The sequence below is a fragment of the uncultured Litoreibacter sp. genome, from assembly GCF_947487515.1.
GTDB lineage: Bacteria > Pseudomonadota > Alphaproteobacteria > Rhodobacterales > Rhodobacteraceae > Litoreibacter.
Map to the genome: position 1 here is coordinate 658,756 of NZ_CANKWO010000003.1, position 11,713 is coordinate 670,468.

Annotated in this window: 10 protein-coding genes; 5 read left to right on the forward strand and 5 right to left on the reverse strand. The window is 56.8% G+C overall.

The window, feature by feature from the left end:
- The 3 genes from Q0746_RS13180 to Q0746_RS13190 form a co-directional block, all read right to left on the reverse strand.
- Positions 1–1,074: an ABC transporter permease gene (locus Q0746_RS13180; protein WP_298260987.1), complete on the reverse strand. Its 1,074-nt coding sequence runs from the start codon at positions 1,072–1,074 to the stop codon at positions 1–3.
- A 77-nt stretch (positions 1,075–1,151) separates the two neighbouring features.
- A complete protein-coding gene (locus Q0746_RS13185) occupies positions 1,152–2,519 on the reverse strand; it encodes a CmpA/NrtA family ABC transporter substrate-binding protein (RefSeq protein ID WP_298260989.1) in 1,368 nt (455 codons plus the stop codon).
- Positions 2,520–2,862: 343 nt separating this feature from the next.
- Positions 2,863–3,447 (reverse strand): ANTAR domain-containing protein, encoded by a 585-nt coding sequence (locus tag Q0746_RS13190; RefSeq protein ID WP_298260990.1) that lies wholly within the window; start codon positions 3,445–3,447, stop codon positions 2,863–2,865.
- Between the two features lie 190 nt (positions 3,448–3,637).
- Here Q0746_RS13190 and Q0746_RS13195 point away from each other — a divergent pair, with 190 nt between their 5' ends.
- Complete coding sequence (locus Q0746_RS13195; protein WP_298260992.1) at positions 3,638–4,405, forward strand: SDR family NAD(P)-dependent oxidoreductase; 768 nt, start codon at positions 3,638–3,640, stop codon at positions 4,403–4,405.
- Positions 4,406–4,453: 48 nt separating this feature from the next.
- Here the strand turns inward: Q0746_RS13195 and Q0746_RS13200 are convergent, their stop codons facing one another.
- Positions 4,454–5,536, reverse strand: a complete 1,083-nt coding sequence (locus Q0746_RS13200) for a zinc ABC transporter substrate-binding protein (RefSeq protein WP_298260994.1) — start codon at positions 5,534–5,536, stop codon at positions 4,454–4,456.
- Positions 5,537–5,622: 86 nt separating this feature from the next.
- On the opposite strand from Q0746_RS13200, the gene Q0746_RS13205 reads away from it, so the two are divergent.
- Genes Q0746_RS13205 through Q0746_RS13215 form a run of 3 tightly spaced genes read left to right on the forward strand, consistent with a single transcriptional unit; the run spans position 5,623 to position 7,651 of the window.
- Entirely contained in the window at positions 5,623–6,102 is a 480-nt protein-coding gene (locus Q0746_RS13205; RefSeq protein WP_298260996.1) for a transcriptional repressor, read from the forward strand.
- A complete protein-coding gene (locus Q0746_RS13210) occupies positions 6,099–6,863 on the forward strand; it encodes an ATP-binding cassette domain-containing protein (RefSeq protein ID WP_298260998.1) in 765 nt (254 codons plus the stop codon). The genes Q0746_RS13205 and Q0746_RS13210 overlap by 4 nt, the downstream gene beginning before the upstream one ends.
- Positions 6,863–7,651 carry a metal ABC transporter permease gene (locus Q0746_RS13215; protein ID WP_298261000.1) on the forward strand — a complete coding sequence of 263 codons (789 nt, stop codon included), beginning with the start codon at positions 6,863–6,865 and terminating at the stop codon, positions 7,649–7,651. The genes Q0746_RS13210 and Q0746_RS13215 overlap by 1 nt, the downstream gene beginning before the upstream one ends.
- 23 nt (positions 7,652–7,674) lie before the next feature.
- Here the strand turns inward: Q0746_RS13215 and Q0746_RS13220 are convergent, their stop codons facing one another.
- Positions 7,675–10,857, reverse strand: coding sequence for a reductive dehalogenase (locus Q0746_RS13220; protein WP_298261002.1), 3,183 nt, complete (start codon positions 10,855–10,857; stop codon positions 7,675–7,677).
- Here Q0746_RS13220 and Q0746_RS13225 point away from each other — a divergent pair.
- Entirely contained in the window at positions 10,851–11,693 is an 843-nt protein-coding gene (locus tag Q0746_RS13225; protein WP_298261004.1) for an HAD family hydrolase, read from the forward strand. The genes Q0746_RS13220 and Q0746_RS13225 overlap by 7 nt on opposite strands.
- Positions 11,694–11,713 lie beyond the last annotated feature (20 nt).

Consider the following 11,713-nt stretch of genomic DNA (forward strand, 5'->3'; position numbering starts at 1 on the left):
CTACCGGTTTTCTGTGAAGGTGAACATGGACTGAAGGGCAAACATCACCCGATCCAAAAGGAAGCCGATAATCCCGATGGTGAAGACCGCAACCATGATCTTTGCCAAGGATTGAGAAGAGCCGTTTTGGAATTCATCCCAAACAAACTTCCCCAACCCTGGGTTTTGCGCCAGCATTTCGGCGGCGATCAGCACCATCCAGCCGACCCCAAGGGACAGGCGCAGACCGGTGAAAATCAAAGGCAATGCAGACGGCAGCACAAGCTTGGTGATTTTGGCATATGTGCTCATTTTCAGCACCTTCGACACGCTGACCAGATCGCGATCAATCGAGGAAACCCCAAGGGCGGTGTTTATCAAGGTAGGCCACAAAGAGCACAGGGTGACCGTGATGGCTGATACCAAAAATGACTTGGAAAACATGCCGTCATTGGTGGCATAGGCCGCCGATACGATCATTGTCACAATGGGAAGCCACGCCAGCGGGCTGACGGGTTTGAATATTTGAATGATGGGGTTGATGGCGGCGTTTGCAGTCGGGGACAGCCCCGCCATAATCCCCAAGGGAATGGCAACGAGGGAGCCGATCAAGAAGCCAAAGAACACCGTTTTGATAGATGTCCAAATCTGTTGGTAATAGGTTGGTTTTCCTGTGTAGACACGGCTGCGAATGTCGTCTTCGCGCCCCTGTGCGATCAACTTGGCGTTGCGGGCGTCCTGACGTTCGTAGAAGGCGGCTTCCTTGCCCCGTTCGCGGACGGCGTCGGCGTTTAGATTGACGGCTTGTTCCCACACTTGCACGGGGCCGGGGATGGCGCCAAGCGATGTGTGAACTGTCGGAGCCAAGGTGGCCCATGCCGTGATGAACACTACGATGGCCAACAAGGGCACGCCCAATAGGCGCCAGATCTCCGACATTTGCCCGCGCGGATTGTCCCCTGCGGCCGCTTTCAGGATCGGCGTCAGCCACGCAACTCCGAACACCTGAAACCAGGCATCTGCTTTGTTAATTCGCGTGAAGCGTCTGGCGCGACGAGCTTCTTGCTCGATGCTGTCTGGATCAATGGCGGTCATGTTGAAGCCTGTCTTAGAAGATGATGAAGGAGGAAGGCTCCACCGCGCGGTAACTCTGCGCGCGGTGGAAGAAGCGTTTAGTTCTGGATGTTGGACCCTGCGATGACCTGATCGCCTTTGAGCCCGATCGGCAGGCTCTCTAGATAGGCGTTCGGAGTGCGCCCGTCGTAGCCGATACCGTCGATGACATCTGCTGCAGGGGTCGGGGCTTTGAACCCGTCGCTATCCCATGGGAAATCAGCTTCATTTGCCAATTCCTCGTCGACCAGCAAGCGGGCCGCTTGCAAGTAGATATCGGGGCGGTAGACGGATTGCGCCGTTTCAACGAACCATTCGTCGCTTTTGGGTTCAGCGATTTGCCCCCAACGGCGCATCTGGGACAAGTACCAGATCGCATCGGAATAGAACGGGTAGGTCGCGTTGTATCTGAAGAATACGTTGAAGTCGGGGACGTCGCGCACATCGCCTTTTTCATATTCGAAAGTGCCGGTCATAGAGTTGGCGATGACATCCGCATCGGCCCCAACATATTCCGAACGCGCAAGGATTTCGACGGCTTCTTCACGGTTGGCGTTATTGTTCTCATCCAGCCAGATCGCAGCGCGGATCAAGGCTTTGGTCAAAGCAATGGTGGTGTTGGGGTTTTCTTTGGTGAACTCCGCGGACAGGCCGAAGACCTTTTCGGGGTTGTTGCGCCATAGTTCATAATCGGTGATGACTGGCACGCCGATCCCTTTGAAAACGGCTTGTTGGTTCCAAGGCTCACCGACGCTGTAGCCGAAGATTGTGCCTGCCTCCATGGTGGAAGGCATTTGCGGGGGCGGGGTTACGCTGAGGAAAACATCTGCCCCGATTTGCCCGCTCACATCTTCCGGAGAGTAGTATCCAGGTTCAATACCACCTGCCGCCAACCAGTACCGCAACTCGTAGTTGTGCGTGGAGACCGGAAACACCATTCCCATGTTGAACGGAACGCCTTGGTCCTTGTATTCTTCTACCACCGGAGCAAGAGACGCCGCTGAAATTGGGTGTTGGGGGCGTCCGTCTTCCATCAACGGGACATGGGGGCGCATTTGCTCCCAAATATCGTTGGAAACGGTGATCCCGTTGCCATTCAGGTCCATCGAAAACGGGGTTACGATATGGGCCTTCGTGCCGTAGCCAATGGTCGCGGCGAGCGGCTGGCCCGCCAACATATGCGCGCCATCCAGTTGGCCATCGATGACGCCATCCAGCAGAACTTTCCAATTGGCCTGCGCTTCAAGCCGAACGAATAGGCCCTCGTCTTCAAAGTACCCGTTTTCATAGGCGACAGCCAAAGGGGCCATGTCAGTGAGCTTGATGAAGCCGAAGGTCAGTTCATCTTTCTCGAGATCCAGCATTTCGGCCATGGCTGGGCTGGTGCAAAGAATAGACGAAGCAAGTAGCCATTTGAGTGTGTTCATTTTTTGAGTCCCTGTGGAAATGCAAAAAGCCGCACGATTGACGCACGCGGGAGGAGGTGCATGCACAATCGAGCGGCGTTGCTCATAAATTCGGTAGCCAACGGCGTTGTTGGCCGGAACAGGCATCGTTGCCTTGAAGTTAATTCTGGCCTGTTTCTTAAGCGAAGGCGACGCAGGGGGCAGCTTTTTGCGCCGCAATGCAGCAATTGATGATTTTTTTGGCATTCTTTGGGCGTGGAAGCCGAAAAAACTGCCCCAAAGAAGCCGGATCATCCGAAGAATCGGACAGGCGTTGAAGCTGAAGGAATCGTCGATAGGGGGATCGTTTGCGGTTAGGGCAGTATCACTGCAAGAGATCGGCGGTGGAGACAATGGCGGTTGCTACGTCAATCACTTTGCGCCCTTGATCCATCGCGGTTTTCCGCAGCAGGTTATAGGCCTCTTGCTCCGAAACCTGACGTGCAGAGATAAGCACGCCTTTTGCGCGATCGATAGTTTTACGGTCGATCAGGGCCTGCTTGGCTGCGTCCAACTCTGTTTGCATCTTGTCGATCACTGAAAAGCGGATGATCGCGGTTTCCAGCACAGATTTGACCCGATCCGCCTGCATTCCGTTGACCACATAAGCGCTCAGGCCTGCAAAAATCGCGGCCTGCGTTCGTGCCGCGTCAGTTTGCTCTACAAACACAGCAACCGGTCGCTGATGCGCGCCGGACATCTTCCCAATCTGTTTCAACATATCACAATCGGGATTGGAGAGGTGAATGAGAATGGCATCAGGGTCTTGCAGCGCCAGTGTTTGCTCCAGCGAGGCCAAAGACGACAAGAGAGTTACAGTGCCCCAGGCGTCATGCTCCAAGGCGTCACTGATTTCGCGAGCAACGGGCGCAGCGGGGTCAACCACCAGTATGTTCAGATTGCGGTGCACCCAATGTGCCTACGCCCAACCAAGACGTGAAAACACAAGATCCCCTGCATGACATCGCCAAGTAGCGTGATTCTCGCCCCCTGCCGCATAAAGCTGCGGCGCTTTGTCCAAGGAGTGATCACATTGAAAACTCCTGCGTGCGAAGGTAACTAGTGCCCGACGGTCGCTGGGGCCGATGAGGAGGACTAATATGATTTTGGGAAACAACATGGCTGCGGTCGTAACAGGCGGTGGGTCTGGCTTGGGAGAAGCCACAGCACGTGCATTGGCGGCAAAAGGGCTCAAGGTCGCGATCTTTGACCGTAACGCCGAGGCTGGTGAAGCGGTTGCATCTGAGATCGGTGGGCTGTTTTGCAACGCGGATGTGACAGACAGTGACAGCATGAACGCGGCCTTCGAAGCCGCGCGCGCCGCACATGGGCAGGAACGTGTTTTGGTGTGCTGCGCAGGCATCGCACCTGGTGCCAAAACTGTGTCCAAAGGCGAGCCACACGACGCACAGCTTTTCCGCACCGCGCTGGATGTGAATTTATACGGGGTCTTTTTGGCCTCGTCTCTGGCGGCCGCAGGCATGTCGGAAGCCGAAGCTATCAACGAGGATGGCGAACGCGGCGTTATCATCAACACGGCCTCCATTGCGGCCTTTGACGGGCAAATGGGGCAAATTGCCTATGCGGCTTCTAAGGCGGGAATCGTTGGCATGACTTTGCCAATGGCGCGCGACCTTAGCCGCTCGGGAGTTCGGGTGATGGCAATCGCACCTGGGCTGTTTGGAACCCCGATGATGAAGGGCTTGCCACAAGAGGTTCAGGATTCACTGGCGGATAAAACACCATTCCCGCAGCGTCTTGGGGATCCGGCAGAGTTCGCGTCTCTGGTGTGCTCCATCTGTGAGAACGCCATGATGAACGGTGAAGTTATTCGTTTGGATGGCGCAATTCGCATGGCGGCCAAGTAAATCAAAGAGCCGCCCAATGACCCAAAGGTCTTGGGCGGCTCGACGGCGTTAACAGTCAGCGATTGCGGTCGCCATGTTCACCAGCAACTTGCCATAAAGATCAGCGCCATTCTTCAGACTGGCGCCAAGCGGGTCAAGAATTGCGGTGTTCGCATCTGTGCCATCCAGCACGGTATTCACCAAACCATCAGAGAATTGAGGCTCCGAGAAGGCGCAGGTGACCTTCAGTTCGTGCACCTGCTTTTGGATTTCCTCGACGCGCGCCGGCCCGGGGCTGGAGGCGTCACTGATAGAAATCGCAGCACGGGCTTCGATGCCGAAACGGGCTTCGAAGTAGTGGTAGGCATCGTGGAACACGATGAAGTTCTTCCCTTTGGCTGGGGTCAGGATGTTCTCTACTTCGACGACTGTGGCGGCCAGTCGTTCCTTGGCGGCCTTCGCATTTGCAGCATAGGCCGCGGCGTTGGCTGGGTCGTGTTCTGAAAGTTCGGAAGCAATAACGTCCAACCATGCCGACGCATTATCCGGATTTAGCCATGCATGCGGATCGACACCGTCGTGATTGTGGTCGTCATGGCCCGCGTGATCATCGTGACCTTCATGTTCTTTATGGTCGTCATGGCCCGCGTGATCGTCGTGACCTTCATGCTCTTTATGGTCGTCATGGCCCGCGTGATCGTCGTGGCCTTCATGTTCTTTATGGTCGTCATGGCCCGCGTGATCATCGTGACCTTCGTGTTCTTTATGCTCTTCGTGATCCGCATGATCGTGCGCAGCAAATGTCACGCCTGTTCGAAAGTCCAACGTCTGGGTTTGCGGCAAATGAAGAAGTTCCAGATGTTCGGCCTTAGATGCGACGCGGTCCAACACCGGTTCTAACCAAGAGGTCAGATCCTCGGCAACGAAGATTACCAGATCTGCCTGCTCCAGCGCGTGCGCCTGAGACGGGCGAAGGGAAAAGCTATGCGGGGAGGCGCTACCTGTGACAAGAAGGTCCGGCGTGCCAAGATCGCCCATAACTTGCGCAACCAAAGAGTGAACTGGGGCGATATCTGCGACCACTCGCGGCGTTTCTGCCAGAGAAATCGCGGGGAGGCTTAGAAAAAGTGACGTTAGCGTGGGGCGGAGCATGAAAGGACCTACGTGATTGTATAACATATCGCGCTTTGTTAATTGTTATTTTATAACACATCAACCCCAAGTGTTCAGGAGCCCCCATGGATTCGTTAGGATTCAAACACCACGACCATTCCAGCTGCATCGCAGAAGGCGTGGCAGCCGTCGCCAAGACCTGCGAAGAATCGGGTTTGCAGCTGACACCCGTGCGCAAACGGGTTTTGGAAATATTGCTGGAACGCCACCGCGCGATTGGAGCCTATGAAATACTGGAAAGCCTGCGCGAGGAAGGTCTGGGTTCGCAGCCTCCGGTTGCCTATCGGGCGCTAGACTTTTTGGTGAAAAACGGATTCGCTCATAAGATCGAGCGCCTGAATGCCTTCCTTGCCTGCGCACATCCAGGGGATTCTCATGTGCCAGCCTTTTTGATCTGCCGCAGCTGTGACGCTGTCGCAGAGGAGAAAACGGCAACCTCGGGCGGGCGACTTGGGAAAGCGGCTCAAGCCACCGGCTTTACGATTGAGCGCACGGTTCTTGAGGCCGAAGGCATTTGCCCGAACTGCCAAGGAAAACCTGAATGAGTGTATTGGTCGAGTTTCGCAATGTGGACTTGAGCTACGGGGCGCATAACGTGCTGGACGGCGTCAACATGCGCATCTCTTCGGGAGAGATCGTTACAATTGTCGGACCAAACGGATCGGGGAAATCATCCTTGCTGCGTGCATTGATCGGGGCGCTTGTGCCGTCTTCGGGGACGATCACCCAAGCTTCGGGGCTGCGGATTGGCTATGTGCCGCAAAAACTGCATATCGACCCGACTTTGCCGATGACCGTCACCCGCTTTCTCAGCCTTCCGCATCGCGTACCCAACTCCCAAGCGGCGGATGCTTTGACCCATGCGGGTGTGCCTGAACTTGGACGCCAGCAAATGTCGAGCCTGTCGGGTGGCCAGCTTCAACGCGTGCTGCTTGCGCGAGCCTTGCTACATAGGCCCCAACTGTTGTTGCTAGATGAGGCGACCCAAGGGCTGGACCAGCCCGGGTCAGCGGCATTCTACCAGCACATCGAACAGGTTCGAAATGACTTGAATTGCGCGGTGCTGATGATCAGCCATGAATTGCACGTCGTGATGAGCGCCTCTGACCGCGTGATTTGCCTGAATGGCCACGTGTGTTGCGAAGGCAAACCCGAAGCAGTGGCCTCGGCACCGGAATACCGCGCGCTATTCGGATCCGGCACCGGAGGGGCATTGGCGCTATACCGCCACGACCACGACCACGACCACGTGCATGGCCACGGGGAAGACTGCGATCACAATCATTCCCATGAGGCAGCACAGTAATGTTTGATAGTTTCCTTGTTCGCGCGGCATTGGCTGGTCTGGGCGTCGCATTGGCCGCAGCACCATTGGGGTGCTTTGTTGTTTGGCGACGAATGGCTTATTTTGGCGATGCAACGGCGCATGCGTCCATCCTTGGGGTGGCATTGGCGCTGAGTTTCAACATGTCGGTATTTGCGGGCGTTTTGGTGATCGCATTGGTGATGGCCACGACAGTGTCGACCCTATCGGGGCGGGGCTATGCGATGGATACGCTTTTGGGGGTCTTGGCGCATTCGGCCATTGCCTTTGGGCTGGTTGCGGTGTCGTTTCTTGAAGGTGTGCGCATTGATCTGATGGCCTATTTGTTTGGGGATATACTGGCCGTTGGTCGTGTTGATCTTGCGGTGATTTGGGGCGGCGCGATATTGGTTCTGGCTTTGGTCGGGTGGCGTTGGCAACAGCTTCTGGCGGCGACGGTGAGCCCGGACTTGGCGCAGGCCAGCGGGATCGACCCGAAGAAAGAACAGCTGATTTTGACGATCGCTTTGGCAATTGTCGTTGCGGTGGCAATCAAAGTGATCGGGGTGTTGCTGATCGCGGCGCTGTTGATCATTCCTGCCGCCGCCGCGCGCCCCTTGTCCCAAACGCCAGAAAAAATGGCTGTCATTGCGGCCGCCATTGGTGGGGTATCTTCCTTAGGCGGCTTGAAGCTGGCCTATGACTACGACACGCCAGCAGGCCCCACGATTGTCTGCGTCGCCGCAGGGCTATTTGCGCTGACCAGCGTGTTTGGCCTGCGGCGAGGTTGACCGCCGAGGTGTGGCTGCACCTGCTATAGATCGATCTCCACCACGCCGTTTTCGTCGCGCGCGCGCGACTGGCACAAGATAATAGTCTTGGTGCGGTCCGCATTCGAGAGCACGAAGTCGCGGTGCTCTACCTCGCCAGACACGAGCCCGCATTTGCAAACACCGCACAATCCGTCAGAGCATTTGACGTCCACATGTATGCCCGCCCGCAGCAACGCGTCCGTGGGGGCTTCGTCCTTGCTGACGGCAATATCGCGACCAGATTTGGCCAACCTGAGGGTAAAGTCGTGGTTCACGTAGTCAGGTTGCTCTGGCACTGAAAAAAATTCCAGATGACGGGCGTCCTCGGGGAAGCCATTGGCCTGTGCGGCATCCATGACCGCGGCCATGTAGACCTCTGGCCCGCAGGTGTAGGCATGGACATTTTCGCGGTACTTCAAGGTCGCGGCAAGATCACAGCGCGTGCCCTCGTCCGAGAAATGGTAATGAACTTTGTCAGCCCATGGCATGGTTGGTAGATCCTTCAAGAACCCAGCTCCCGCCTTGGACGAGCAGGAGTAATGCAGCGCGAAGTCCCGCCCCAAAGCATGCAGTTGATGAGCCATAGCAATCATTGGAGTAACCCCAATGCCCCCGCCCATAAGATAGCTGAAGGAGGCGTCTTGATGCAAAGGGAAGTGGTTGATCGGCTTGGATATATGAACGCGCCGTCCTTTCTCAAATATCCGATGCATCAACTTGGATCCGCCACGCCCTTGGTCCTCGCGCAGGACTGCGATCTGATATTTGCTGCGATCAGCCGGATCGCCGGACAGCGAATATTGGCGTAAGAACTCCGGGGCCACGACCACGTCGATATGGGCCCCCGCCTCAACCGGAGGCATGTCCGAGCCATCGGGCATGGAGAATTCGTATTTGGTCACCCCTTCGGACATTTGGTCCACATGCGAGATTACGGCCCCCATGACGGGGCTTTCGGTTTGATCCGCAGTATAGATGTGTTCAGGCGCAACTCCCTTGGCGCGTCGCGCTTTATGCGCCTCTGCCGGTATCATCGCTTCATAGGCTGCAATGCCGGCCTCGCGGTCCATCGGATAGGGGTAGGCATAGGGCGGCGGGGCCAATGGGGCAGGGTAGACCGCCAGTGTTTGGTCTTCGAACTTGAGGTCCAAGTCCTTTTGCAACCCACGGGCATTCACCGGATGCGCAGAAGGGCGGTAGGCCCCGTCGTCGACCATCTCCAAATCCCACCACCATTTTTTGACGGGGTTAATTTCGCCCTTTCCGGCCATGTCGTCCAGCTTGGCCAACGCCTTCGCGGCCTGCGGCACGGTCATGGCCAGCTTGCGAAAGGGGGCTTCGGCAAACAGGCCTTCCAAGTTCCAAGGGCAGGTTTTCATGCAGCGCCCACACATCGCGCCGTTCTTTTGGCTAACGCGGTAGGTCGTGCATTTCTGGCTGTCGGACTTCCATATCTCATAGCCGTTGAACATGAGCTTCGGCCCTGCGGTGATCGCCCCTGAAGGGCATTCACGGGCGCATTTGTTGCAGGCATCGCAGAATTTTTGCAGGCCGAAGTCGATAGGCTTGTCGTGGGTCATCGGCATATTGGTTGTGACAACGCCGGATTTCAGACGCGGGCCGAGGAAGGGGTTCAAGATCACTTCGCCGATCCGAGATACCTCCCCCAAGCCCGAGAGCAACAAAAGCGGCGGGTGCAGAACCTCGTCGTCCATGACCGAATGCACGCGAGCGGTGTAGCCAAGGTTGCGAATATGCTGTGCCAAAACCCCGCCCAACAGCGAAAACCGAAGATAGGCCCGCATAGATTGGGCGCAGGCGATCCAGTCGTCGCCGGATGCCCCTTCCATAGTTTCATGACCTTGGTCGATGATCATGGAAATGGCGTTAGAGTGATAGGGGGTGATGGGCTGCCCCGCAGCGTCATGGCTGTAGTAGGCCCAATCGGGACAGGCGCTGAGCCCTGCGGCATCAACGCCAAGCCAGTAAAGCGCCGCCTTTATGTTCGCTGCATTGCGGTCGGGATCACGGGTGCTGCTATGCACCGCCGAGGCATCGCCGTCTTGCAATAGCACGAAGGCCCCAAGGGATGGGCGAAAGGCATATGCGGCTGCGGATTTACGGACGTAATTACCGTTTTTGGTGGCATCTTGAACTGATTTTCCCATGTCACCGAACAGGCCGCGCGCAAACAGATTGGCCCGCTTGGGCACCCGCGCCACATTGGGCGTGTCGATGTAGGTGGTCGGGCTGTCGACGCGATTTAGGGTCTCAAAGGGGTGCGGGCCGTCGACAAAGCGACGCTGGGCATAGGCATCGCGGGTGCGGGCTGTCTTGGCTTGTTTACCCAGCCCCAACCGCCATTCGCGTCCGGGCTTGGCCGTGCGGGCCAATGGCCTGTCAGAAGCCATCGCTAAGGTGGTCGTCACCACAGCCAACCCGTACCGGTCCCCGACAAATGGGTTCTTGCCTGTCTCATGGTTGATCCCCGCCGCCACAGCCAGCTTGCCCATGTGAACATCACTTGCTGCCATAGAATGCGCGCGGGCGTCATAGCCAAGGGTCCGAATATAAGAGGCAAGGGTCACTGCCGTCTCCATCCCGCGCAAACAGGCGCGCTGGTCTTGGGCTCCCTTTATCCAATCGCTGCCCTCTTCGCCGGCCTCCGGATCACGGGGCATGTCGTAAAGGAACACCAAGGCATGGGTGTGGTGATCGCAGGCCTTTGGCGGGGCTCGCATACTTTCGCGCAGGCCTGCCATGATGACGTCAATACCGGCCGCCAGCGTTTTGGGCTGCAAGGTCCGTATCTTTTCCGCCAACCGGTCTACGTCGGGGTTACTCATCGGGGCGTCGAGCCATGCTTCGCGCGGAATTGCACAGGTCCCCACCATGGAGGCATCACAGTAGTAGCCAAAGGCTTTCAGATGATGTGTGCGCTCTGACAGGCTCGTAGGGATTTCGGCGATTTCCTTTTTGACCATCCCCTCTCGGGTCGCATCCAGCATCGCCTGATAGTCCTGCATGGCGTTCACGATGCTCATTGGGTCATCGGCGCGGCGAAAACTGGTTTGCCGCATATCTGGCACTTGATCCAAACAGAGATGATCTGCCCGAGCCAGCTTTTCCAATGGGTAGGGACCCAAGTGCATCGGGCGATCCCGATAGGAGAAAAATTTTGTCATTTAACTTGCTTCAAGGGTTTGGCTGCCCGCCGCGCATTGGGCTTGTTCTTGCGGCTGTTACTTTGCACTGTCACGAAGCATTCATTGCGGGTCAAGAGAGGAACGGGCGGGATATGACAGGGCAGATCAAAGGCTTGCTGTTCGACAAGGACGGCACATTGCTAGATTTCGACGCGACATGGGGGCAATGGGCCACCCGATTTTTGTCAGATCTGGCACAAGGCGATACGAAGCTTTTCGCACGACTGTCCGATGCCGTCGGCTTTCAACCCGAGAGCACCAGCTTTCATCCCCACAGCCCAGTGATTGCTGGGACTGCGGATGTCGCAATCGATCTTTTGCACCCTTTGGTGCCGCATTGGGACTGGCAAGAGCTGATGAACCACGCCAATGAAATGGCCTTGAACGCCGATTTGACCCCCCCGTGCCCGCTGCCTGACCTGTTCGACCGCTTTGACGCCATGGGGCTTGTATTGGGGGTGGCGACAAATGACACCGAAAGTGCTGCGCATATGCATATGCGTAAATTGGGAGTGGAAGGCCGTTTCGCCCGCATATTGGGGTTCGATTCAGGGTTTGGGGGGAAACCTGCGCCCGAAATGCTGTGGGCCTTCTCTAATCAGTGCGGGCTTGCTCCGAATGAGGTGGCGATGATCGGCGACAGCACGCATGATCTTCATGCTGGGCGCAATGCGGGGATGATATGCGTGGGCGTGCTGACGGGCCCTGCGACCCGAGCTGATCTGGAACCTCATGCGGATGTGGTTTTGCAAAGCGTGGCAGATATTCCAGATTGGTTGGCGACAGGACCGCTTTACTCCAAAAACGACCCATGAGCGTCGGAAATCGCCCAACC